Origin of the sequence: Pseudacidovorax intermedius (genome assembly GCF_001476815.1) — a bacterium.
In the GTDB taxonomy this organism is placed as follows: Bacteria; Pseudomonadota; Gammaproteobacteria; order Burkholderiales; family Burkholderiaceae_C; genus Xenophilus; species Xenophilus intermedius_A.
In genome coordinates, this window is record NZ_LDSL01000131.1 from 1 (window position 1) to 22,725 (window position 22,725).

At 70.9% G+C, this 22,725-nt stretch carries 21 protein-coding genes; 8 read left to right on the forward strand and 13 right to left on the reverse strand.

Annotated features, from left to right (window positions below; all coding sequences use genetic code 11):
- Positions 1–660 precede the first annotated feature (660 nt).
- Positions 661–1,644, forward strand: coding sequence for a Bug family tripartite tricarboxylate transporter substrate binding protein (locus NS331_RS19295; protein ID WP_082702626.1), 984 nt, complete (start codon positions 661–663; stop codon positions 1,642–1,644).
- Positions 1,645–1,751: 107 nt separating this feature from the next.
- Here the strand turns inward: NS331_RS19295 and NS331_RS19300 are convergent, their stop codons facing one another.
- From NS331_RS19300 to NS331_RS19335, 8 genes are all read right to left on the reverse strand, one after another.
- Complete coding sequence (locus tag NS331_RS19300; protein WP_058643582.1) at positions 1,752–2,117, reverse strand: hypothetical protein; 366 nt, start codon at positions 2,115–2,117, stop codon at positions 1,752–1,754.
- A gap of 209 nt (positions 2,118–2,326) precedes the next feature.
- Entirely contained in the window at positions 2,327–4,609 is a 2,283-nt protein-coding gene (locus NS331_RS19305; RefSeq protein ID WP_058643583.1) for a glycoside hydrolase family 3 N-terminal domain-containing protein, read from the reverse strand.
- A gap of 47 nt (positions 4,610–4,656) precedes the next feature.
- Entirely contained in the window at positions 4,657–5,430 is a 774-nt protein-coding gene (locus NS331_RS19310) for a class II aldolase/adducin family protein (RefSeq protein WP_058643584.1), read from the reverse strand.
- A gap of 76 nt (positions 5,431–5,506) precedes the next feature.
- Positions 5,507–6,094: an HD domain-containing protein gene (locus NS331_RS19315; RefSeq protein ID WP_058643585.1), complete on the reverse strand. Its 588-nt coding sequence runs from the start codon at positions 6,092–6,094 to the stop codon at positions 5,507–5,509.
- A gap of 117 nt (positions 6,095–6,211) precedes the next feature.
- A complete protein-coding gene (gene trmB / locus NS331_RS19320; protein ID WP_058643586.1) occupies positions 6,212–6,952 on the reverse strand; it encodes a tRNA (guanosine(46)-N7)-methyltransferase TrmB in 741 nt (246 codons plus the stop codon).
- A complete protein-coding gene (gluQRS, locus tag NS331_RS19325; RefSeq protein ID WP_058643587.1) occupies positions 6,949–7,860 on the reverse strand; it encodes a tRNA glutamyl-Q(34) synthetase GluQRS in 912 nt (303 codons plus the stop codon). Before gluQRS ends, trmB begins: the two co-directional genes overlap by 4 nt.
- Positions 7,861–7,872: 12 nt before the next feature.
- The gene (locus NS331_RS19330; RefSeq protein WP_058643588.1) at positions 7,873–8,931 is read right to left on the reverse strand and encodes an NAD(P)/FAD-dependent oxidoreductase; all 1,059 of its coding nucleotides are present in this window, start codon (positions 8,929–8,931) and stop codon (positions 7,873–7,875) included.
- Positions 8,932–9,060: 129 nt separating this feature from the next.
- Complete coding sequence (locus NS331_RS19335) at positions 9,061–10,014, reverse strand: LysR family transcriptional regulator (protein ID WP_058643589.1); 954 nt, start codon at positions 10,012–10,014, stop codon at positions 9,061–9,063.
- Positions 10,015–10,184: 170 nt separating this feature from the next.
- On the opposite strand from NS331_RS19335, the gene NS331_RS19340 reads away from it, so the two are divergent.
- The 4 genes from NS331_RS19340 to NS331_RS19355 all read left to right on the forward strand — a co-directional run bounded on the left by NS331_RS19340 (position 10,185) and on the right by NS331_RS19355 (position 13,066).
- The gene (locus NS331_RS19340) at positions 10,185–10,886 is read left to right on the forward strand and encodes a pirin family protein (RefSeq protein ID WP_058643590.1); all 702 of its coding nucleotides are present in this window, start codon (positions 10,185–10,187) and stop codon (positions 10,884–10,886) included.
- Positions 10,887–11,022: 136 nt separating this feature from the next.
- A complete protein-coding gene (locus NS331_RS19345) occupies positions 11,023–11,445 on the forward strand; it encodes a DoxX family protein (protein ID WP_058643591.1) in 423 nt (140 codons plus the stop codon).
- Positions 11,446–11,523: 78 nt separating this feature from the next.
- A complete protein-coding gene (locus tag NS331_RS19350) occupies positions 11,524–12,075 on the forward strand; it encodes a flavodoxin family protein (protein ID WP_058643592.1) in 552 nt (183 codons plus the stop codon).
- Positions 12,076–12,118: 43 nt separating this feature from the next.
- Positions 12,119–13,066 (forward strand): pirin family protein, encoded by a 948-nt coding sequence (locus NS331_RS19355; protein ID WP_058643593.1) that lies wholly within the window; start codon positions 12,119–12,121, stop codon positions 13,064–13,066.
- 12 nt (positions 13,067–13,078) lie between these two features.
- Here NS331_RS19355 and NS331_RS19360 read toward each other — a convergent pair whose 3' ends face one another.
- The 4 genes from NS331_RS19360 to NS331_RS25750 are packed head-to-tail and all read right to left on the reverse strand — an operon-like array spanning position 13,079 to position 16,573.
- Positions 13,079–13,870, reverse strand: coding sequence for a sulfurtransferase (locus NS331_RS19360; RefSeq protein ID WP_058643594.1), 792 nt, complete (start codon positions 13,868–13,870; stop codon positions 13,079–13,081).
- Between the two features lie 35 nt (positions 13,871–13,905).
- Positions 13,906–14,832, reverse strand: a complete 927-nt coding sequence (locus tag NS331_RS19365; RefSeq protein WP_058643595.1) for a TIGR01777 family oxidoreductase — start codon at positions 14,830–14,832, stop codon at positions 13,906–13,908.
- A gap of 29 nt (positions 14,833–14,861) precedes the next feature.
- The gene (locus tag NS331_RS19370; protein ID WP_058643600.1) at positions 14,862–16,403 is read right to left on the reverse strand and encodes a cryptochrome/photolyase family protein; all 1,542 of its coding nucleotides are present in this window, start codon (positions 16,401–16,403) and stop codon (positions 14,862–14,864) included.
- Between the two features lie 2 nt (positions 16,404–16,405).
- Positions 16,406–16,573 (reverse strand): DUF2256 domain-containing protein, encoded by a 168-nt coding sequence (locus NS331_RS25750; RefSeq protein WP_082702628.1) that lies wholly within the window; start codon positions 16,571–16,573, stop codon positions 16,406–16,408.
- Between the two features lie 97 nt (positions 16,574–16,670).
- On the opposite strand from NS331_RS25750, the gene dnaE reads away from it, so the two are divergent.
- Genes dnaE through NS331_RS19385 form a run of 3 tightly spaced genes read left to right on the forward strand, consistent with a single transcriptional unit; the run spans position 16,671 to position 22,287 of the window.
- Positions 16,671–20,183 carry a DNA polymerase III subunit alpha gene (gene dnaE / locus NS331_RS19375; protein WP_058643596.1) on the forward strand — a complete coding sequence of 1,171 codons (3,513 nt, stop codon included), beginning with the start codon at positions 16,671–16,673 and terminating at the stop codon, positions 20,181–20,183.
- The gene (gene pip / locus NS331_RS19380; RefSeq protein WP_242873826.1) at positions 20,180–21,157 is read left to right on the forward strand and encodes a prolyl aminopeptidase; all 978 of its coding nucleotides are present in this window, start codon (positions 20,180–20,182) and stop codon (positions 21,155–21,157) included. Before dnaE ends, pip begins: the two co-directional genes overlap by 4 nt.
- On the forward strand, positions 21,157–22,287 hold the full coding sequence (locus tag NS331_RS19385; protein WP_058643598.1) for a J domain-containing protein: 1,131 nt from the start codon (positions 21,157–21,159) through the stop codon (positions 22,285–22,287). Before pip ends, NS331_RS19385 begins: the two co-directional genes overlap by 1 nt.
- A gap of 27 nt (positions 22,288–22,314) precedes the next feature.
- On the opposite strand, the gene NS331_RS19390 is transcribed toward NS331_RS19385, so the two are convergent.
- A partial coding sequence (locus NS331_RS19390) for an energy transducer TonB (protein WP_193758157.1) occupies positions 22,315–22,725 on the reverse strand: 411 nt, incomplete at its 5' end.

The following is a 22,725-nucleotide window of genomic DNA, read 5'->3' on the forward strand; positions in this document are numbered from 1 at the left end:
ATGAGACCACCCCGTTTGGACTTCCTCACTGCGTGTGGAAGTCCAATCCCCTCAAGGGGCGCACCCGGCGGCCCGGCAAATCCGGTTCCGCGGAGGGTTGAGCTCACCCCGTTTGGACTTCCTCACTGCGTGTGGAAGTTCAATCCCCTCGAGGGGCGCACCCCCCGGCCCGGCAAAGCCGGTTCCGCGGCGGCTCGAGACCACCCCGTTTGGACTTCCTCACTGCGTGTGGAAGTCCAATCCCCCTCAAGGGGCGCACCCGGCGGCCCGGCAAAGCCGGTTCCGCGGGCGCACTGGCATCGCCTGCTCCGCGGCCCTTTGACCACGAGGGTGGCGCCGGTTTCATGCCGTTGGGCGGTGCGCCAGCGTCGCGAACGCTGGAAAGGTCGTCCTAAGCATGCACCGGTCCGGTGCGGCTCCCGTCGTCGGATGCACCAAGCGCTTGCAGCCGCTCTCTGAAACGCCCCGTCGCCTGCCGCGCCGGGGCGTTTTGCCTTGGGCATGCTTCCTGCAATGATGTTCCTGTAATAGATCGTTGATTCACATATGGATCAAAAACTGTCTGAACCTGGGATTTACCCGCACACCAAAGCACGCCTCAGCCTTTACGCTCCGCGAGGCATTTCAGAAAAGAATCGTCGTTTCACCTATAAACCAATCATGTCCTTCCCTACGAAACTTCTCCGCTCCCTGATGCTGGGCCTGGGACTGGTCGGTGCTGCCAGCGCCGCACTGGCGCAGGGCAACTGGCCGTCCAAGCCGATCACCATCGTCGTCGCCTATCCCGCAGGCGGCGACACGGACGCGCTGGCCCGCGTGTTCGCCGAGAAGCTGGCGCCGCGCCTCGGCCAGCCGGTGCTGGTGGACAACAAGCCCGGCGCCAGCGGCGTGATCGGCAGCGCCTTCGTGGGCAAGGCCCAGCCCGACGGCTACACGCTGCTGCTGGCACCCAACACCTTCGCCATGGCGCAGCTGGTGCTCAAGACCAGCCCGCAGGCGGGCTACGACGTGACGAACGGCTTCACGCCCATCATCCAGACCGGCGCGCAGCCGCTGTTCATCGCCGCCGGTCCCGGCACCAAGGCCAAGTCGCTCAAGGAAGCGATGGAAGAATCAAAGAAGGGCGAACTGGCCTACGCCAGCCCCGGCAGCGGCTCGCCCATGCACGTGCTGGGCGAAATGTTCAACAAGAGCGCCGGCGCCAACTTCCGCCACGTGCCCTACCGCGGCGTGGCGCCGGCGCTGACCGACATCGCCGGCGGCCATGTGCCCCTGACCTGGATGACCTACGGCCCCATCGCGCCTTACATCGCCGACGGCAAGATGCGCCTCTTCGCCGTCGCCCAGGCGCAGCGCAGTCCGCTTGCGCCCGACGTGCCGACGCTGGGTGAGCTCGGCTACAAGAACGTCGAGGTCACGGCCTGGAACGGCCTGTACGGTCCCAAGGGCCTGCCGCCCGAGATCGTGAAGACGCTCAACACCCAGCTCAACGACATCATCAAGATGCCCGACGTGGTGGCCAAGATGAAGACGCTGGGCACCATTCCCGTCGGTGGCGCGCCGGATGTGCTGGCCAAGACGACGGCGGCCGACCTCGAGCGCTTCACGCGCGTCGTCAAGGAGCTGGGCATCCAGGCCGACTGAAACCGGCACTGCGGCGCGTGCATCGCACGCGCCGACCGGGATGCGAAAAGGGCGGTCCGACGTAGGTCGGGCCGCCCTTTGTTCATGGCTTCGCGCCGATCGGTGGGTCAGACCTCGTCGCCGTCGCCATCGTCATCCGTGTCCTCGTCGTCGACCATCTCGCCGACGGCGACACGCACGTCCTCGTCCGTCATGCCGTCGTCGGGCCCGATCACACGGTCGGGCAGGATGTCGGCATCGGGCGTCACCGTGCCCTCGACGTCCGCGCGCTCGCCGGTGCCCGAGGCATCGGTGGCGCCGCCCAGCGGCTCCAGCATCGGGCCGCCGGGGCTGTCTTCCGGGCGCGCCAGGAAGGCGTCTTCGCCCACCGTGTCGCTGCCGCTGTCCGAGTTGTCGCTCGGGCCGAGCAGCGTGGTGTCGTCGTCGTGGGGCAGGGTGTTGTCGGCATTGCCGAGGAGGCTGCTTCGGGCCATGGGTTGCTCCTTCTTGGGGCCGGCACGGCGCCGGCACGTGGGAACACCTTGCGTGGCAGCCCGTCGCTGCCATGTGGGAATGGGCCGATGGGGCCTGTCAGGGGCGCGGGCGAGCGCCGCCGCCCGCAGGCGCCCGGGCCGGGGCGCGGTGCCGAGGTCGGACGTCGATGTAAGCCGGCCTGCGCGCCGGCCCAGCCCGATCAGCCCGATCAGCCCGGCACGAGCATGAAGGTGGCATGCAGCCCGGCGACGGCCGACGGGCCGACCCAGAGGTCGAACTCGCCGGTGTCCACCGTGGGCCGCATGTCGGCGCCGGTGAAGAGCAGGTCGTCCCGCGTGAGGGTGAAGCGCACCTGCACGGTCTGCCCGGCCTCGATGCGCACGCGGCGGAAGTCCTTCAGTTCGCGCACCGGCCGCGTGAAGCTGGCGGCGCGGGCGCCGATGTAGAGCTGCACCGTCTCGTCGACCGCGCGTGCGCCCGTGTTGGCGACGGTGGCGACCACGCTCAGGGGCTGGCCGGGCGTCAGGCGGCCGGGGCTGAGTTCCAGGGCGGCGTACTGCACCGGCGCATAGCCGAGCCCATGCCCGAAGGCATAGAGCGGCTCGTTGGTCGCGTCCAGGTAGCGGGTGCGAAAGCGTCCCGGCCCGCCCTGCGCATCCGGCCGGCCGGTGCGCTTGTGGGCGTAGTAGAAGGGCACCTGGCCCGGCGTCTGCGGAAAGCTCACCGGCAGGCGGCCCGAGGGCGAGACATCGCCGAACAGGATGTCCGCGATGGCCGGGCCGGTTTCCGTGCCCAGGAACCAGGTGACCAGCAGCGCCTGGGCATTGCGCACCGCGCCGCGCAGGGCCAGCGCGCGGCCGTTGCGCAGCAGCACGACCACCGGCTTGCCCGTGGCGGCCACGGCTTCGGCCAGTTGCTGCTGGGCCGGGGGCACCTCGATGTCGGTGCGCGAGCGCGACTCGCCGGACATCTGGTCGCTCTCGCCGAGCGTCATGACCACCACGTCGGCCTGGCGTGCGGCGGCCACGGCCTGGGCGATGCCGCCGTCCAGCGGCGATTCCACGTCGCTGCCGCGCACGACGGTGAGCAGCGACGCGTCGGCCAGCTGTGCGCGGATTGCGTCCTCGATGCCCACCGGCGGCAACTGGCCGGGAAAGGGCCGCCACGGGCCGAACAGCGAATGCGCATCCGCGAAGGGACCGATCAGCGCGATGCGCCGGCCCGAGCGGGGCAGCGGCAACACATCGCTGCTGTTCTTCAGCAGCACGATGCAGCGCTGCGCCGCCTCGCGGGCCAGCTGGCGGTGGGCGACGCCGTCGAAGCGCGGCGGCGCGCCGGGTGCGTCCTCCTGCAGGCCGCGGAAGGGCTGCTCGAACAGGCCCAGCCGCTGCTTGACGCGCAGCACGCGGCGCACCGCCTGGTCCAGCCGCGCCATGGCGACGTCGCCGCTGCGCACCAGCTCGGGCAGGTGGCGCATGTACAGGCCGCTCTGCATGCTGACGTCGGTGCCGGCCAGGAAGGCGCGGCGCGCGGCCTCGCGCTCGTCGGCGGCGAAGCCGTGGGCGATCAGTTCCTCGTCGGCCGTGTAGTCCGAGACCACGAAGCCCTCGAAGCTCCATTCGCGCCGCAGCACCTGCGTCAGCAGCCAGGGATTGGCGTTGGAGGGCACGCCGCCGATCTCGTTGAAGGCGGCCATCACCGACAGGGCGCCGGCGTCGATTGCGGCCTTGAAGGGCGGCAGGTAGACGTCGCGCAGCGTGCGCTCCGACAGGTCCACAGCGGCATAGTCCAGCCCGCCTTCGGCCGCGCCGTAGCCGGCGAAATGCTTGGGCGTGGCGAGCATGGCGTCGGCGCGGGACAGGTCCGCCGTCTGGAAGCCGCGCACGCGGGCGGCGGCGAAGCGGCGGGTGAGCAGCACGTCTTCGCCATAGCCCTCGACCACACGGCCCCAGCGGGCGTCGCGGGCGATGTCGATCATGGGCGCGAAGGTCCAGCGGAAGCCGTCGGCCGTGCCTTCGCGCGCGGCGGCGCGGGCGGTGCGCTCCGACAGGGGCGGGTCCCAGCTCGCGGCCTCGGCCAGCGGCACCGGGAACACGGTGCGAAAGCCATGGATGATGTCCACGCCGAAGAGCAGCGGAATGCCCAGGCGCGATTCGCGCACCGCCACCTCCTGCGCGCGGCGCTTGGCCGCCAGCCCCTCGCCGTTGAACAGGCCCATGACGCGGCCCGCGCGGATGTCATCGAACTGCTGGCGCAGGCCGACCTGGCCGGTCTGCGGATTGCCCAGGATCTCCTCGGCGGCCGGCGCATACAGGCTCAGCTGGCCGACCTTTTCCTCCACCGTCATGCGCAGGATCAGCGCCTCGATGCGGGCATCGGCGGCCAGCGATTCGGCCAGGGCTTCTGCGGGTTTCTGGATCTCGGCGCAGCCGGCGAGGCCGGTGGCGACAGGCAGGGCGGCGAGGCGGAGCAGGGCTTGGCGGCGATGCATGCCGCCGATTGTCAACAAAGGTTAGAAAGCCCCCGGACGGCCCGGGCTCAGTCCTTGTAGCCCGGGCTCTCCCGGTCCAGCTTGCGCAGCAGCGCCGGCCAGGCGATGTTGGCGCCCTGGCCGGTGGTGACCTTCTTCATCACCTGGGAGATGCCGTCCATGATCCGCGGATCGACCTGCACCAGCTCGCCGCCGGCCTGGGCGTCGATCTGGATGCGGCAGGCGTTCTCGAAGGTGTACATGTGCAGGAAGGCGTCGGCCACCGTCTTGCCCACGGTGAGCAGGCCGTGGTTGCGCAGCAGCATGTAGTTGTTGCGGCCCAGGTCCTGCTGCAGGCGCGGCTTCTCGTCGTCCCGCACCGCCACGCCCTCGTAGCTGTGGTACGCCAGCGAGGCCAGCACAAAGGTGCTCTGCTGGCTGATCGGCAGCACACCGCATTTCTGCGCGCTGACGGCCACGCCGGCGCGGCTGTGGGTGTGCAGCACGCACTGCACGTCCTCGCGCGCCTCGTGGATGCAGCTGTGGATGACGAAGCCGGCCGGGTTGACCGGGTAGGGCGAGTCGATCAGCTTGTTGCAGTCCATGTCCACCTTGACCAGGCTGGAGGCCGTGATCTCGTCGAACATCATCCCGTAGGGGTTGATCAGGAAGTGGTGGTCCGGCCCCGGGATGCGGGCGCTGATGTGGGTGAAGACCAGGTCGCTCCAGCCGTAGAGCGCGACGAGGCGGTAGCAGGCGGCGAGGTCCACGCGCAGCTGCCATTCCTCGTCGGAGACGAGGCGGCGGACTTCGCTGAGTTCGGCTTGGGTGGTGGCGTTCATGGCTGTCTCCTTGGGCGCCGCGCGGGCGGCAGGTTCGGATGGTCGCGTGTCGGGGCGCTGCCGGCAGCGCGCGGGCTCAAGCCGCTTCTGCCGTTAGGGCCTTCTTGTAGATGCTCTGGCGCGGCTGGGCCATCAGGCGGCGCAGCATGGGTTCGAATTCGCCGATGGGCAGCGTCTCGCCCTTCGGGTCGAAGGCCGGGTTGTCGTAGAGCTCGCAGAACTCGGCCGTGCGGTCGAAGTGCGGATGCGTGCGGAACTGCTCGCGCAGGTCCCGGTCCAGCCCGATGTGGTGGAAGAAGTAGTGGCCCTGGAAGATGCCGTGGTGCTTGACCATCCAGTGGTTCTCTTCGCTGACGAAGGGCTGCAGGATGGCCGCGGCGATGTCCGGATGGTTGAAGGCGCCCAGCGTGTCGCCGATGTCGTGCAGCAGGGCGCAGACCACGTACTCGTCGTCCCGGCCGTCGCGCAGTGCGCGGGTGGCGGTCTGCAGGCTGTGGGTGTAGCGGTCCACCGGAAAGCCGCCGTAGTCGCCCTCCAGCAGCTTCAGGTGCGCCATCACCCGCTCGGGCAGCCCGCCGGCGAAGTGCACGAACTCGCCGCTGATGGCCTGCCAGTCCTCGCGCGTGCTGTCCTGCATGCGCACGAAAGTCGCCCTGTGGGCCATGGTCGTCTCCGTCGTTGTCGTGGGGAAACGGCACTGTAGGCCTGCGCCGCGGGTGGCGCCTGTCCGGCAGACGACAGGAGGGGCGAATGCGTTCAGCCGCGAAGCGGCATGGGGGGGCTAGATCCTCTTGAACACGACGTCCCAGACGCCGTGGCCGAGCTTGATGCCGCGGTTCTCGAACTTGGTGAGCGGCCGGTAGTCCGGCTTCGGCGCGAAACCGCCCGCATCGGGCGCCGCCGTGTTGGCCAGCAGCGGCTCGCCCGACAGGACCTCGCCCATCTGCTCGGCATAGGGCTGCCAGTCGGTGGCGCAGTGCAGGTAGCCGCCGGGGGCGATGTGCTCGGCCAGCTGGCGCACGAACGCCGGCTGGATCAGCCGGCGCTTGTGGTGGCGCTTCTTGTGCCACGGGTCGGGAAAGAACACGTGCACGCCGGCCAGGCTGCCGGGCGGGATCATGTGCTGCAGCACCTCGACCGCGTCGTGCGCCACGATGCGGATGTTGGCCAGGCCCTGCTCGCCCGCGCGCTTGAGCAGCGCGCCTACGCCGGGTTCGTGCACCTCGCAGCACAGGAAGTTGTCGCCCGGCCGCACGCGGGCAATGTGCGCCGTGGCCTCGCCCATGCCGAAGCCGATCTCCAGCACGGTGGGGGCCGCGCGCCCGAAGGCCTCGGCGAAGTCCAGCGGGGCGGGGCGGTAGGCGATCAGGAATTGCGGGCCGAAGTCCGCGTAGGCGCGGGCCTGGGCGTCGGTGGTGCGGCCGGCGCGCCGCACGAAGCTGCGGATGCGGCGGTGGGGATGGTCGGTGTCGCCGGATTCGGGCGGGGCAGCGGGGGAGTCGTTCGTTTCGTCGGCGGTCACAGCGCGGGATTGTAGAGAGCGGCCCAGGGTGCGACCCAGCCCGCCAGGGCCTGTTCGACACCATCCTGCAATGGTGCCGCGGGAAGCCCGAGGGCCTGCGCGGCAGCATCCAGCGCCGCCCGCGCCGCAGCCGGGGTGCCGGTATCGATGGCCGCGGCGCCGTTCTGCTTGGACAGCTTCTCACCATGGGCACCCAGCACCAGAGGCGTGTGCAGGTAGCGCGGCATTGGCAGGCCCAGCGCGCGCTGCAGCAGGATCTGCCGCGGCGTGTTGTCGGTCAGGTCCGCGCCGCGGACCACGTCGGTGATGCCCTGCCCGGCGTCGTCGACCACCACGGCGAGCTGGTAGGCCCAGGGCCCGTCGGCGCGGCGCAGCACGAAGTCGCCCACCTCGGCCCGCACGTCCTGGTGTTGCGTGCCCAGCCGGCGGTCGACCCAGTCGATGGTGGGCGCAGGCATGCGCCAGGTGGCAAAGCGCCAGGCCCGCGCGGCCTTGCCGTTCAGGCCGTGGCGGCAGGTGCCGGGATAGACGCGCTCGCCATGCCGGTCGTGGCCGATGCCCTGCGCGGCCAGCGCGGCGTCGATCTCGCGCCGCGTGCAGCCGCAGGGATAGGCCAGGCCCGCACCGGTGAGCCGGTCCAGCGCCGCCTGGTAGCGGTCGACGCGCGCCGTCTGCCAGACCGGCGCTTCGTCCGGCAGCAGGCCGCAGCCGGCCAGCTGCTGCAGGATGTGCTCGCCCATGCCGGGCTGGCAGCGCTCGGTGTCGGCGTCCTCGATGCGCACCAGCCAGCGGCCGCCGGCCGCGCGGGCGTCGAGCCAGCTGGCCAGCGCCGCCACCAGGGAGCCCGCGTGCAGCGGGCCGGTGGGCGAGGGCGCGAAGCGGCCGACGTAGCCGGACACGGGCCTCAGGGGCTCAAAGACTCAGAGGACGGCCAGTGCCAGCTCGAGCCCCGAGACGAAGGCGTCCTCGACCCGGTGGCCCAGGCACCAGTCGCCCGCCAGGCCGATGCCCGAGGCGGCGTTCCAGAGGTGGCTGCGGCCCAGCGGCGTCTCGGTCTTGGCCTCGGTCCACAGGCGGGCCTGCGCGAAGGAGGGATCGACGCGGATGCCGGTGATCTCGGCGAAGGCGCGCAGCAGCTTGGCCTGCACCCGGGCCGCGTCGTCGCCGATGTGCTCGGCCGACCACTCGGCGCTGGCCTGCACCGTCCAGCGCTCGATGCGCCCGCGCCCGGGCTTGGACGATTCGCGCGCCAGCCAGGCCACGCGATGGTGGGTGGAGCGGGCGCAGTTCCATTGCGGGCCCAGGTGCGGCAGGCCGGGCTGGCTGGCCTGCGCGAAGGCGATGTGCAGCGACCAGCAGGGCGCGATGCGCACCGGCGCCAGCGGCGCGGCCAGGGCCGGTGCCACGGGCTGCAGCAGGCCCCGCGCCACGCTGGCCGGCACCGCGAGCAGCACGGCGTCGAAGCCGGCATGCACGGCATGGCCGTCGGCGTCGCCGGTGGTGCGCAGCTGCCAGCGGCCGGGCTGCAGCGTGTCGGCCTCCAGCTGCGCGACGGTGGTGTCCAGGTGCAGGGCATCGCCCAGGGGCGCGGCCCAGTGGGAGGCCAGGGCGTCCATGCGGGGCAGGCCGACCCAGTGCGGCTCCAGGCCGGGCAGCGAGGCCTCGACCACGCGGCCCAGGGCGTCGAGCACGCGCACGGCGTTGGCGCTCCAGGGGCGGCAGGGCGCGGCGGTGGCGTCGAGCGCCTGCCTGAAGCGCGCGTCGCGCACGGTGAAGTACTGGGCGCCGGTGTCGAAGCTGCCGGCGCGGCTGTCGATGCCGGCCAGCCGGCCGCCCGGCGTGGCGGCCTGCTCGAACACCGCGACGTCCACGCCGGCCTGTGCCAGCGTGCGGGCCGCCGCGAGTCCGGCGATGCCGGCGCCCACGATGGCGATGCGGCGGGATGGGGAGTGGGGGCGGTCGGCGGCGGTGGAAGGCATGGCGGCAGGTCGTGCAGGCAGCGGGGATAGGCGTCCGACTCTAACCGCAGCCACGGCCCGGCATGCCGCGACAGCGCAGGGCGCACGGGTTTGTCCCTGGGCGGCCCGGCGGGCAGGCCGCCTCGACGCTCAGCGCCCCCGGTGCCGCGTCAGCAGCGCCTCGCGCGTGCCGGCGTGCTCGAACTGCGACAGCCACCATTGCAGCGCCAGCCCGGGCTGCGCGGTGCTGCGCACGCGCCAGGCGGCATGCATGTGGGTGGTGGGCGCGGCGCGCTCGGTGGGCAGCGCGACCAGGTGGCCGGCCTCCAGGTAGGGCCGGGCCATCGGCTCGGGGAGGAAGCCGGTTCCCAGTCCGTGGAGCTGGGCATGCAGTTTGGCCTGCATGGTCGGCACCGTCAGCACGTCCTGGCCGGCCAGGAGGTTGACGTTCATGCCCTGCGACAGGCGGGCCGAATCGGCGGCGGCCACCGCGCGGTGCTCGCGCATCATGGCCTCGGTGACCGGCTGGCGGGTGCGGGCCAGCGGATGGTGGGGCGCCACCGCATAGACGAAGGACAGCTGACCCAGCACGCAGCTGCGGATGCCGGTGCCGGTGAAGCCGAGGCCGTCCGCGTCCAGCACCGAGCCGATGGCCAGGTCGGCCTGGCCGCTGGTCAGGGCCTCGATGGTGCCCAGCAGCGTCTCGTCGCGCAGCTTGAGCCGCGTGGGCGGCGACAGGGCATAGAAGGCGCCGACCAGGTCGTAGAGCGGGTCGCGCGCGATCACGCTGTCGATGGCGATGGTCAGCTGCGGCTCCCAGCCGGTGGCGATGCGGCGCACGCGGTTGGCGACGGCGTCGATCTCGCCCAGCAGCCGTGCGGCATCGCGCAGCAGTTCGCGGCCGGCCTCGGTCAGCCGGGCCTGGCGGGCGCTGCGGTCGAACAGCAGCACGTCCAGCGCCTCCTCGATCTGCCGCACGCGGTAGGTGAGGGCGGAGGGCACCAGGCCCAGGGCGCGGGCCGCCGCGGCAAAGCTGCCGCGGTCGGCCACGGTCTGCAGCATGGCCAGGGCATCGGGGGTCAGGACTTCGCGGGCGGTGGACATGGCGGGATTGTCATTCAGAAATTTTGAATGACGTCTTCAAGACGGTGCCATTCCAGGCCGGCACTACCGGCCTAAAGTTCATCCCATCGCGGCGCAGTCGGGTGCCGCCTACCGGGGAAGGCCGGCGCACCGGGCGCCACCGCCCGCCCCATTCGAAGGAGTTCAACATCATGCTGCAGATCCGCAAGTCCCAGGAACGTGGCTATGCCGACCATGGCTGGCTCAAGTCCTTCCACAGCTTCTCGTTCGCCGGCTACTACGACCCCGCCTTCATGGGCTGGGGCAACCTGCGGGTGATCAACGAGGACCGCGTGGCCGCCGGCGCCGGCTTCGGCACCCATGGCCACCGCGACATGGAGATCATCAGCTACGTGCTCGACGGCGAGCTGGCCCACAAGGACAGCATGGGCAACGTCGAATCGATTCCACCCGGGGACGTGCAGCGCATGAGCGCCGGCCGCGGCGTGATGCACAGCGAGTTCAACCACAAGAAGGACCAGGCGACGCACTTCCTGCAGATCTGGATCGAGCCCGACGTGCGCGGCATCGCGCCCGGCTACGAGCAGAAGCCGGTCGAGGTGGCCGACAAGCGCGGCAGGCTGGCCCTGGTGGCCGCCCCCGAGGGCGAGGCCGCCGCCGTGAGCATGCACGCCGATGCGCGGCTCTACGCCGGTCTCTTCGACGGCGACGAATCTGCCGAACTGAAGCTCGACCCGGCCCGCAAGGCTTACGTGCACCTGATCCGCGGCGCGCTGGAGGTCAACGGCCAGCGCCTGCAGGGCGGCGATGCGGCGATGATCGCGGCCGAATCGCAGCTGCGCCTGGCCGGCGGCCAGGATGCCGAGGTGCTGGTGTTCGACCTGGCGCCGTGATCGCAGAATGAGACGGCCCGCCCAGTGCGGGCCGTTTCGTCATCGACGCCTTGCGCGGTGCCGTCCGTCATGCGGCGGCCCCATTCCTTGTTTCCAATCCCGTCCAACCATTTTTTCAACGCTAGGAGCTATTCCCATGGCCATCACCCAGACCTCCACCACCACCCCGACGCAGGACGGCCTCGCCCTGGTCGGCCGCCTCATGATCGCGGCCCTGTTCATCCCGGCCGGCATCGGCAAGCTCACCGGCTTTGCCGGCACGGTGGGCTACATCGCCTCCGTCGGCCTGCCGCTGCCGCAGGTGGGCGCCGTGATCGCCATCCTGGTGGAACTGGTGCTGGGCATCGCGCTGGTGGTGGGCTTCAAGACCCGCCTCGTGGCCCTGGTCATGGCCGTCTTCACCGTGGCAGCCGCCGTCTTCTTCCACAACTACTGGGCCATGCCGCCCGAGAAGGTCATGATGATGCAGATCATGTTCTGGAAGAACGTCGCCATCGCCGGCGGCCTGCTGGCCTTCACCGCCTTCGGCCCCGGCCGCTTCAGCATCGACCGCCGTTGATGCGCGCCGCGGCCCCCGCCCCGCGCAGGTGGCCGCGCTTTCGATCCATCCTTTTCCCTGTTGCTTGAAGGAGCCACCATGACCGACATCGCCATCGTCTACCACTCCGGCTACGGCCACACCCAGCGCGTCGCCCAGGCCGTCGCCGAAGGCGCCGACGCCGCCCTGATCGCCATCGACGCCGACGGCAACGTGCCCGAGGGCGCCTGGGACACCCTGGCCGCGGCCAAGCTGATCGTCTTCGGTTCGCCGACCTACATGGGCGCGCCCAGCTGGCAGTTCAAGAAGTTCGCCGATGCCTCGTCCAAGGTCTGGTTCGTCCAGGGCTGGAAGAACAAGCTCTTCGCCGGTTTCACCAACAGCGCCACCATGAATGGCGACAAGTTCGCCACCATCGCCTACTTCTGGCAGCTGGCCATGCAGCACAGCGGCCTGTGGGTGGGCATGGGCATGATGCCGAGCAACAAGAAGGAATCGACGCGCGACTCGCTCAATTACGTCGGCGGCTTCGGCGGCCTGATGACCACCTCGCCGTCGGATGCGAGCCCGGCCGAGATTCCCGCCGGCGACCTGCAGACCGCCCGCGCCTTTGGCGAACGCCTGCAAGGCGCGCTGAAGCTGCTGGCCTGACGCCGCAGCACCCTTTCCACGCCAGCAGAAACCGAAAGCCGCCATGTCCGACCTTCTCACGCTTCATCCGCATGCCAAGGACCTGGGCGGCGGCTTCAAGGTCCGGCGCGTGTTGCCGGCCGCGCAGCGCCGCGCGGTCGGCCCCTTCGTCTTCTTCGACCACTTCGGGCCGGCCACCGAGACGCCGGAGGACCAGCACGACGTGCGGCCCCATCCGCACATCGGCCTGGCGACGGTGACCTACCTGTTCGAGGGCGCGATGATGCACCGCGACAGCCTGGGCTCGGTGCAGGAGATCCGCCCCGGCGCCGTCAACTGGATGACCGCCGGCCGCGGCATCGTGCACTCCGAGCGCAAGCCCGAGGCGCTCAAGGACCAGACCTACGTCAACCACGGCCTGCAGCTGTGGTGCGCTCTGCCGCGCGCGCACGAAGAGGTCGAACCCAGCTTTTCGCACACGGGCGCCGCGGACATCCCGGCGACCGAGGTCGAGGGCGTGCCGGTGCGCGTGCTGGTGGGCGAGGCCTTCGGCCTGCGCTCGCCGGTGCCGACACTCATGCCCACGCTGTACCTCGACATCGCGCTTCCCGCGGGCGCGGCCTTCTCACTGCCGCCGCTGGCGCCGCAGATGGCCGTCTATGCCATCGATGGCGAGGTGCGCATCGACGGCGAAGCGCTGCCGATGCACACCATGGGCGTGCTGCCGGACGAGGAGTCGGGCGCCGACGAGCGGGCCGCGGTGCGCATCACGGCCGATGGCGCCCGCCGCCTGGTGGTGGTGGGCGGCGCGCCGCTGGACGGGCCGCGCTTCATGAGCTGGAACTTCGTCTCCAGCAGCCGCGAGCGCATCCTGCAGGCGGGCGCGGACTGGGAGGCGCAACGCATGGGCCATGTGCCGGGCGAGACGGAGTTCATCCCGCTGCCCGACCATCCCTTCAAGACGCAGTCATCGACCAGTGCGGCCGAGCCGGAAGGTAATTCGAAGGCCTGATCGAGGCGTCGTTCAGCCCTGCTTGAGAGGCAGGTCCGGATCTTCGAAGGCCCGGGCGCTCGCATGCGTCGAGCGCGCGCTCAGGTCCGGCGCCAGGGCTTCCCGGCCGTCGAACACGAAGCAGTCGCCGCGGTAGTGCGCGCCGCCCACTTCCTCGAAGTACTTGAGGATGCCGCCTTCGAGCTGCAGCACGTTCGTCAGCCCCAGCTCGTGCATGTAGATGGCGGCCTTCTCGCAGCGGATGCCGCCGGTGCAGAAGCTCACCACCGTCTTTCCTTCGAGTTCCTCACGGTGCGCATGCACCGCCGCCGGGAATTCGCTGAACTTGCCGATGCGCCAGTCGATGGCCTGCTCGAAGGTGCCGTAGTCGACCTCGAAGGCATTGCGGGTGTCGAGCATCACCACCGGCGTGCCGGCGTCGTCGTGCCCCTGGTCCAGCCAGCGGCGCAGCGTCGGCGCGTCCACCGCCGGCGCGCGGCCGGCCGAGGGGCGGATGGCGGGATGGTCCATGCGGATGATCTCGCGCTTGTTCTTCACCAGCATGCGGCGGAAGGGCTGGTGGGCGGACCAGCTTTCCTTGGGCGCGAGCGGGGCAAAGCGCGGATCGGCCCGCAGTTCGGCCACGAAGCCGCGCACGGCGTCGGCAGCGCCCGCCAGGAAGAGGTTGATGCCTTCCTCCGCCAGCAGGATGGTGCCCATCAGGCCCAGCGCGCGGCAGCGCGCGAGCAGTTGCGGCCGCAGCGTGTCGCGGTCGCCGATGGGCACGAAAAGATAGGCGGAGATGTTGAGCACGGATTCGGACACGGCGCGGATTGTAGGAAGCCGCTCTGCCGCGGCGCCTAGGCCCGCATCTGCGCGGCCAGCGCCTGAAGCGCCGGCGCCAGCGCGGGATGCCGGAAGGCATAGCCCGCCTCCGCCGCCACCGCCGGCACCACGCGGCGGCCCGCCAGCAGCAGGTCCGACATCTCGCCCATCGCCAGCCGCAGCACGGCGGCCGGCACGCGCAGGTGCACCCGGCGGCCGAAGGAGGCGGCCAGCGCCCGCGCGAACTCGGCCTGCGTCGGCGTCTCGGGCGCGACCACGTTGACGGGGCCCGACAGGCCCTCCTGCGCCAGCGCGAAGCAGGCCAGGCCGACCACGTCGTCCACATGCACCCAGGGCGCGGGCTGGCGGCCGTCGCCGAGCACGGCACCCAGGCCGAGCCGCGCGGGCAGCGCCTGCGGCGGATAGGCGCCGCCGTCCGCACCCAGCACCACGCCGAAGCGCATCCGTACCACCCGGACGCCCAGGGCCTCGGCCTGCTGCGCGTCGCGCTCGATGGCGGCGCAGAGGTCGGACTGGAACTGGCCGGGCTGCGGCGGTGCCGTCTCGTCGCAGGGCAGGTCCGCCCCCTGCGCGACCTTGCCGTACCAGCCGATGGCCGAGGCCACGAGCAAGGCGCGCGGCGGCCGCTCCAGGCGGTGCATCAGCCCCAGCAGCTTGGCCGCGGGGGCGGCGCGGCTGCGCATCAGCTCCTCCCGGCGGGCCGCCGTCCACGGCTGGCCCAGCACCCGGGCACCGGCCAGGTGGATGCAGGCATCGATGCGGGTGTCCGGGGCGATGTCGCCCAGCCGGTCGAGCACGCGCACCTCCGATCCCAGCGTGCGGCGGGCGCGCGCCGCATCGCGCGACAGCACCATGACCGTGTGGCCGTCGGCCAGCAGGCGGGCCACCAGATGGCGGCCGACGAAGCCCGTGGCACCGGTGACGAGCAGGGTCTGGGGCATGGCGGGTCTCCGTGGATGGACGAACGGATTCAAACCGCGGCCTCGCCGCGCCGGATGGCGGCCGAACGCTCGGCGATGCGTCGGCGTTCCTCCGCGTCCAGGCGCTGCAGGTTGCGCAGCTGCATGGTCATGCGCGGATTGGCCGACAGGCGCGCCTCGTGGCGGGCGAGGAAATCCCAGTACAGCGTGGTGAAGGGGCAGGCATCGTCGCCCAGCCGTTCGGCCGGCTTGAAGCGGCAGCGGCTGCAGAGGCTGCCGGCGCTCATGCGCTCGATGTAGCGGCCCGAGGCCACATAGGGCTTGCTGCCCATCAGGCCGCCGTCGCCGAACTGGCTCATGCCCAGCGTGTTGGGCAATTCCACCCATTCCACCGCATCGACGTAGACCGCGAGGTACCAGGCATGCACCTGCTGCGGCGCGACGCCCAGCAGCAGGGCATAGAGGCCGGTGACCATGAGCCGCTGGATGTGGTGGGCATAGCCGTGTTCCAGCGTCTGGCCGATGGCGTCGGCCAGGCAGGCCATCGGCGTCTCGCCGGTCCAGTAGAAGGCGGGCAGCGGCTCCTGGGCGTCGAGGGCGTTGAGTTCGAGGTAGCGCGGCATGCGCGTCCAGTAGATGCCGCGCACGTATTCGCGCCAGCCCAGGATCTGGCGGATGAAGCCCTCGGCGCTGGCCAGCGGCACGTGGCCAGCGCGGTAGGCCTTTTCGACGGCGCCCACCACCTCGCGCGGATGGAGCAGCTTGAGGTTCATCGCGGCCGAGAGCCGCGAATGCCAGAGCCAGGGCTCGCCCGGCCACATGGCGTCCTGCCAGTGGCCGAAGTCGGCCAGACGGTGGGCGACGAAGTCGTCCAGCGCTTCCAGCGCCTGCGTGCGGGTGACCGGCCAGGCGAAGTGGGCCAGATTGCCCGGCCGGTCGGCAAAGCGCCGGGCCACCATGTCGAGCACGCCCTGCGTCAGCGGATCGGGCGGGAAGGCCGGTCCTTCCGGCACCAGGCCGGGGCCTTGCCTGCCGAAGGCGGCGCGGTTGTCGGCGTCGTAGTTCCACTGGCCGCCGGTGGGCGCGTCGCCATCCATCAGCACGCCGTGGCGCTGTCGCTGCTCGCGGTAGAAGAATTCCATGCGCAGCTGGCGCCGGCCGCGGGCATGCGCGGCGAAGTCGCGCACGGTGCAAAAGAAATGGCGGTCTTCGCGGACGTCCAGCGGCAGGCCGGCCGCCTCGGCCACCGCCTTGATCGCCTGCAGCACGCGATGCTCGCCGGGCGCGGTCATCGCCAGGGCCTGCGGCCGATGCGTGCGGATGGCCAGTTCCAGCTCGGCCGCCAGGCTGCCGCGGTTGCCCTCGCCGTCCAGCCGGGTGTAGTGCACCGTGCGGCCGGCCTCCACCAGCGCATGGGCGAAGTGCCGCATGGCGGCCAGGAAGATGGCGATGCGCGGCTGGATCGACCAGACATGGCTGGCCTCTTCGACCACCTCGGCCATCCAGACGGCGTCCTGCGCCGGGTCGAAGCCGTCGAAGCCGCTGGCCTCCAGGTCCAATTGGTCGCCCAGGACGATGACGAGGCGGCGCAGGCTCACCGCGGCGCCTCCGCGCGGCGGCGCCGGCAGGCGTCGGAGCAGTAGCGCACCTGCTCCCAATTGCGCGCCCAGGCCTTGCGCCAGCTCATCGGCCGGCCGCAGACGGCGCAGGGCTTGGCGGGGAGGGCGGCCTTGTTGCCCTTGAAGCCGTGGGAGTCGGGCATGCGGTGCTCGGCAGGATGGGGTGTGCAGGGTACGCAGCCGGCCGGATTTCCGATCACCGCCGGCCCGCGGGATGCGGGGGTTTTTACAATCGACCGGATGTTCGTTCACCTGCGCCTGCACACCGAGTTTTCCGTCGTCGACGGCACCACCCGCATCGACGATGTCGTCAAGGCAGCCGCCAAGGATGGCCAGCCCGCCCTGGCCATCACCGACCTCAACAACCTCTTCGGCGGCGTCAAGTTCTACAAGCAGGCCCGCGGCAAGGGCGTCAAGCCGCTGCTGGGCTGCGAAGTCGCCATGGAAGGGCTGGACGCCGACGCGCCGCCCTCCCGCGTGGTGCTGCTGGTGCAGAGCCGCGAGGGCTACCTCAACCTGTGCGAGCTGCTGGCCCGCGGCTGGACCCAGAACGTGGGCCGCGGCGAGGCCCAGGCCAAGGCCAAGTGGGCCTGGCTGGAAGAGCTGAACGGCGGGCTGATCCTGCTGTCGGGTGCCCAGGCCGGTCCGCTGGGCGCGCCGCTGGCGGCGGGCAACGACGAGCGCGCGCGCGAGGTCGCGCTGCGCCTGGCCGGCCTGTTCCCGCACCGCTTCTACCTGGAGCTGCAGCGCGCCGGCCGGCCCGAGGACGAGCCGCACGTGGTCGCCGCCGTCAAGCTGGCCGCGCGCCTGTCGCTGCCGGTGGTGGCCACGCACCCGGTGCAGTTCCTGGAGCCGGACGAATTCGAGGCCCACGAGGCCCGAGTCTGCATCTCCGAAGGCGAGATCCTGGGCAACCAGCGCCGCGTGCGCCGCTTCACCCGCGAGCAGTACTTCAAGAGCGCCGAGCAGATGTGCGCGCTCTTCGCCGACGTGCCCAGCGCCATCGCTAACACGGTGGAGATCGCCCGCCGCTGCAACCTGACGCTGGTGCTGGGCAAGCCGCGGCTGCCCGACTTTCCGACGCCTGGCGGCGTGCCCATGGAGGAGTTCTTCCGCCTGGCCTCCTTCGAGGGCCTGGAGGAGCGCCTGGTGCACCTCTACCCCGACCCGGCCAAGCGCGACAAGCAGCGCCCGCGCTACGTGGAACGGCTGGAATTCGAGATCGGCACCATCCTCAAGATGGGCTTCCCCGGCTACTTCCTGATCGTGGGCGACTTCATCAACTGGGCCAAGAACAACGGCTGCCCGGTGGGCCCGGGCCGGGGTTCCGGCGCCGGCTCGCTGGTGGCCTATGCGCTGAAGATCACCGACCTGGACCCGCTCGAATACAACCTGCTGTTCGAGCGCTTCCTGAATCCGGAGCGGGTGTCCATGCCCGACTTCGACATCGACTTCTGCCAGGGCAACCGCGACCGCGTCATCGAGTACGTCAAGCAGAAGTACGGCCGCAACGCCGTGAGCCAGATCGCCACCTTCGGCACCATGGCCGCGCGCGCCGCCATCCGCGACGTCGGCCGCGTGATGGACATGAGCTACAACTTCTGCGACGGCATCAGCAAGCTCATCCCCAACAAGCCGGGCAAGCCGGTCACGCTGCAGTACCCGCCCAAGGACTTGTCCGAGGCCGACAAGGAGAAGTACGCCATCGCCGCCGAGCCGCAACTGGCCGAGCGCATCGAGAAGGAAGAAGAGGTCAAGACCGTCGTCGAGATGGCGCAGCGGCTGGAGGGCATGACCCGCAACATCGGCATGCACGCCGGCGGCGTGCTGATCGCGCCGGGCAAGCTCACCGACTTCTGCCCGCTCTACCAGCAGCCGGGCAGCGAGTCGGCGGTGAGCCAGTACGACAAGGACGACGTGGAGGCCATCGGCCTGGTCAAGTTCGACTTTCTGGGCCTGGCCACGCTCACCATTCTGGAGATCGCGCGCGAGTTCATCGTGCAGCGCCACAAGAACCGGGCCGACTTCGCCTACGAGAACATCCCGCTGGACGACAAGCCGACCTACCGGCTGTTCCAGGAAGGCAAGACCGAGGCCGTGTTCCAGTTCGAATCCCGCGGCATGCAGGGCATGCTGCGCGACGCGCGGCCGACGCGGCTGGAAGACCTGATCGCCCTGAACGCGCTGTACCGCCCGGGCCCGATGGACCTGATCCCCAGCTTCGTGGCCCGCAAGCACGGCCGCGAAGAGGTGGAGTATCCGCACCCGGCCGTGGCCGAGATGCTCTCCGAGACCTACGGCATCATGGTCTACCAGGAGCAGGTGATGCAGACGGCGCAGATCCTGGGCGGCTACTCGCTCGGCGGCGCCGACCTGCTGCGCCGGGCCATGGGCAAGAAGAAGGCCGAGGAAATGGCCGAGCACCGCGAGAAGTTCCGCGCTGGTGCCCTCGCCACCCACGGCATTCCGCAGGACAAGGCCGACGAGATCTTCGACCTGATGGAGAAGTTCGCGGGCTACGGCTTCAACAAGTCGCACGCCGCGGCCTACTCGCTGCTGGCGTACCACACCGGCTGGCTCAAGGTCCATTACACGGCCGAGTTCTACTGCGCCAACATGACGGTGGAAATGGACAACACCGACAAGCTCAAGGTGCTGTTCGAGGACGCGGTCAAGAACTTCGGCATCAGCTTCGAGCCGCCGGACGTCAACCGCGGCCGCTACCGCTTCGAGCCGGTGAGCGACAAGGTCATCCGCTACGGCCTGGGCGCCGTCAAGGGCACGGGTCAGCTGGCCATCGAGGCCATCGTCAAGGCGCGGGAGGAGGGCGGCCCCTTCCAGAGCCTGTTCGACTTCTGCGCCCGGGTGGACCGCCAGCGCCTGAACAAGCGCACGGTGGAGGCCCTGATCAAGGCCGGTGCCTTCGACACCCTGCATGCCGACCGCGCAGCCCTGGTGGCCTCGCTGGACCGCGCCTTCGACTATGCCGCGGCGCAGGAAGCCAACGCCAACCAGGGCGGCCTGTTCGACATGATGGACGGCGGCCCCGGCTGCAGCACCGAGGCGCCGCCGCTGGCCGAAGTCACGCCCTGGGGCGTGAAGGAGCGGCTGACGCACGAGAAGACCGCCATCGGCTTCTACCTGTCGGGCCACCTGTTCGACGAGGTGTCGCGCGAGGTGCGCCAGTTCGCGCGGCGGCAGATCGACGAGCTGATCGACAGCCGCGAGCCGCAGATGATCGCCGGCATCGTCAGTGGCCTGCGCGTCATCAGCGGCCAGCGCGGGCGCCTGGCCATCTTCGCGCTGGACGACAAGACGGCCACCATCGAGGCCGTGGCCGACGAGGCGGTGCTGGACGCGGCGCGCAACCTGCTCAAGGAAGACGAGCTGGTCATCGTCAGCGGCCGGCTGCAGCCGGGCCGCGGCGGCTTCGAGCCGCGCTTCAACGTGCAGCAGGTGTGGGACCTGGCGGCCGCGCGCTGCCGCTTCGGCAAGTACCTGCGCGTGGCCGTGAACGGCAAGCTGCCGGACATCGCACGCATCGTGCGCGACCACCCGGCGCGCGTCGAGGCGACCGAGCAGGGCGACGTGCACCGCGGGCTGCCGGTGCGGCTGGCGCTCAGGCGCGCGGGCGCGCAGGTGGAACTGCAGCTGGGCGAGTCGGCGCGCTTCTTCCCGGTCGATGCGGCGCTGGCCAGCTGGATGGCGCAGGCCGAGGCGGGGCAGGCGGCCATCGTGTACGAGTCGGCATGAGCGCGTCGAACATGGACACCACGCTGCGCACGCTTTATCCCGCCATCGAGCCCTACGCCACCGGCATGCTGGACGTGGGCGATGGCCACCGCGTCTACTGGGAGCGCTGCGGCACGCCCGGCGCCACGCCGGTGGTCTTCCTGCACGGCGGGCCGGGCGGCGGCATTTCGCCCGCCCATCGCCAGCTCTTCGATCCGGCGCGCTACGACGTGCTGCTGTTCGATCAGCGCGGCTGCGGCCAGTCCACGCCCCACGCGAGTCTGGAGGCCCACACCACCTGGCACCTGGTGGCCGACATCGAGCGGCTGCGCGAGGAGATCGCCGGCGTGCCGCGCTGGCAGGTCTTCGGCGGCTCCTGGGGCTCCACGCTTGCGCTGGCCTATGCCCAGACGCATCCGCAGCGGGTGAGCGCGCTGGTGCTGCGCGGCGTCTACACCGTCACGCGGGCCGAGCTGCAGTGGTACTACCAGTTCGGCGTCTCCGAGATGTTCCCGGACAAGTGGGAACGTTTCCAGGCGCCGATCCCGCCCGAGGAACGCCACGACATGATCGCGGCCTACCGCCGCCGGCTGACGGGCGACGACGAGGCCGCCCGGCTCGCCTGCGCGCAGGCCTGGACGATCTGGGAGGGCGAGACCATCACGCTGCTGCCCGACGCGGCCTTCAGCGCGCCCTTCCGCGACCCGCATTTCGCGCTTGCCTTCGCCCGCATCGAGAACCACTTCTTCGTGCACGGTGCCTGGCTGGAGGACGGCCAGCTGCTGCGCGACGCGCACAAGCTCCAGGGCATTCCCGGCGCCATCGTCCACGGCCGATACGACATGCCTTGCCCGATGCGCTATGCCTGGGCACTGCACCAGGCCTGGCCCGAGGCGAACTTCCACCTGATCGAAGGCGCGGGCCATGCGTACTCGGAGCCCGGCATCCTGGACGCGCTGATCCGCGAGACCGACCGCCTGGCGGATCTGCGCTGATGGGCGGCGGAAGCGTTGCGCGGCGGCAGGATCTGGCGTCGGCCGAGGCCGGCACAGGCCGCGTGGATTCGCCGCGGGCCGCCTTCGCACGACTGCTGGCCGACATCGAGGCTGCCCGCGCGCGGCTCGCCGACTGGCAGCAGCTGGCGGATCGCCTGAACGTGCAGTACGCGCGCGAGGTCGCGCCCCTGCACGAGACCTACGACGCGCTGCGGGCAGAACTGGTCGAGCGGCTCGATGCGTTGGCCTCGGGCGGCGAGCGGCTGTCGCACCCCGAGCGGGTGGGGCTGCATGAACTCATCGCGCAGCTGGCCGGCGAAATGGCCGACACGGGCGACGCGGCGCGGCGCGCGGCGATGCAGCGCCTGCGGGCCTACTACGCGCCGGAGGAGGCCGCGCCGGCAGAAGGGACGCACGGCCCTGGCAGTGGGGCGGAGGCGATGGCCCCCACGACTGACGACGTTCTGGACGACGACCCGGCGGCCCTGGCCGAACGCGCCGAGGCCGAGGCCCGCGCCGCCGCCGAGCGCGCCGAGGCCGCCCGCAATGCCCACCGCGACCGGCGCGCCCGCCAGGCCCAGGAGCGCGCTGCCCGGGCCGAGGCCCGAGAGACCACCGTGCCGCTGCGCGAGGTCTTCCGCCGCCTCGCCAGCCAGCTGCATCCCGACCGCGAGCCCGATCCGGTCGAGCGGGCGCGCAAGACCGCGCTCATGCAGCGCGCCAACCGCGCCTACGAGGCCGGCCAGTTGCTCGAACTGCTGGAGATCCAGCAGACGCTGGCCAGCGCAGAATCCAGCCGCCTGGCGCAGATGAACGAGGACGCCATCGCCCGCTACAACCAGCTGCTGGCGAGCCAATTGGCGGATCTGCAGTCGCAATGGCGGGCCGAGCAGCAGCGGCTGGCACAGGCCTTCGGGCTGCCCGCGCATCCCACGCTCACGGCGGCCAGCTTCGAGGCCGACCTGCGCGCACGCAAGCAGTCGCTGGTGGCGGCCCAGAAGGGGCTGCGGCAGTTGCTCCATGCGCTGGAGGCGCCCGGCGCGCTGCGCGAATGGCTGCGGCAGGAAAGGGCATGGGCGCGGGAAGCGCCTGCGGCCGCTCCGAGCGCGGGGCGTCGCAAGCGGCGCTAAGTCCCGGCGTGCGCTTTGCGCTGAGCTTCAGAAGTCCTTCGGCCGCATCACGATGATCGGGAAGGGCGAGGGCACCCGGCCGTCCGTGTCGCGCGGCATCACTTCGGCGCGTTGCACCGCCCGCACCGCGGCGTCGTCCCAGGTGGGATTGCCGCTGGACTTGGTGATGCGCGGCGTGCCCACGATGGTGCCGTCCGGCGAGGTCTGGATCTGGATCTCGACCGCCGGGTTGCCGGGCACGGAATTGGGATCGAACACCACGTTGCGCTTGATCAGCGCCGCCACGCGGCCCAGGTAGCCGGCGGAGACGCCGCCGCGCTGGAGAAGGAACGGCAGGACAACATCCGCCGCATGCTGGGCCAGGCCAATGGCGGCGCCGACCAGTCCAGCGGACCGCGCTCGGGCAAGGGCAATGGCAGCGGCGGCGTCTCCGCCGGC

Excerpts from the sequence above, each read along its gene's own strand:
- NS331_RS19295 (WP_082702626.1), top strand. The coding sequence starts at position 661 with ATGTCCTTCCCTACGAAACTTCTCCGCTCCCTGATGCTGGGCCTGGGA.
- NS331_RS19300 (WP_058643582.1), bottom strand. The coding sequence starts at position 2,117 with ATGGCCCGAAGCAGCCTCCTCGGCAATGCCGACAACACCCTGCCCCAC.
- NS331_RS19305 (WP_058643583.1), bottom strand. The coding sequence starts at position 4,609 with ATGCATCGCCGCCAAGCCCTGCTCCGCCTCGCCGCCCTGCCTGTCGCC.
- NS331_RS19310 (WP_058643584.1), bottom strand. The coding sequence starts at position 5,430 with ATGAACGCCACCACCCAAGCCGAACTCAGCGAAGTCCGCCGCCTCGTC.
- NS331_RS19315 (WP_058643585.1), bottom strand. The coding sequence starts at position 6,094 with ATGGCCCACAGGGCGACTTTCGTGCGCATGCAGGACAGCACGCGCGAG.
- NS331_RS19330 (WP_058643588.1), bottom strand. The coding sequence starts at position 8,931 with ATGCCTTCCACCGCCGCCGACCGCCCCCACTCCCCATCCCGCCGCATC.
- NS331_RS19335 (WP_058643589.1), bottom strand. The coding sequence starts at position 10,014 with ATGTCCACCGCCCGCGAAGTCCTGACCCCCGATGCCCTGGCCATGCTG.
- NS331_RS19340 (WP_058643590.1), top strand. The coding sequence starts at position 10,185 with ATGCTGCAGATCCGCAAGTCCCAGGAACGTGGCTATGCCGACCATGGC.
- NS331_RS19345 (WP_058643591.1), top strand. The coding sequence starts at position 11,023 with ATGGCCATCACCCAGACCTCCACCACCACCCCGACGCAGGACGGCCTC.
- NS331_RS19350 (WP_058643592.1), top strand. The coding sequence starts at position 11,524 with ATGACCGACATCGCCATCGTCTACCACTCCGGCTACGGCCACACCCAG.
- NS331_RS19355 (WP_058643593.1), top strand. The coding sequence starts at position 12,119 with ATGTCCGACCTTCTCACGCTTCATCCGCATGCCAAGGACCTGGGCGGC.
- NS331_RS19365 (WP_058643595.1), bottom strand. The coding sequence starts at position 14,832 with ATGCCCCAGACCCTGCTCGTCACCGGTGCCACGGGCTTCGTCGGCCGC.
- NS331_RS25750 (WP_082702628.1), bottom strand. The coding sequence starts at position 16,573 with ATGCCCGACTCCCACGGCTTCAAGGGCAACAAGGCCGCCCTCCCCGCC.
- dnaE (WP_058643596.1), top strand. The coding sequence starts at position 16,671 with ATGTTCGTTCACCTGCGCCTGCACACCGAGTTTTCCGTCGTCGACGGC.
- pip (WP_242873826.1), top strand. The coding sequence starts at position 20,180 with ATGAGCGCGTCGAACATGGACACCACGCTGCGCACGCTTTATCCCGCC.
- NS331_RS19385 (WP_058643598.1), top strand. The coding sequence starts at position 21,157 with ATGGGCGGCGGAAGCGTTGCGCGGCGGCAGGATCTGGCGTCGGCCGAG.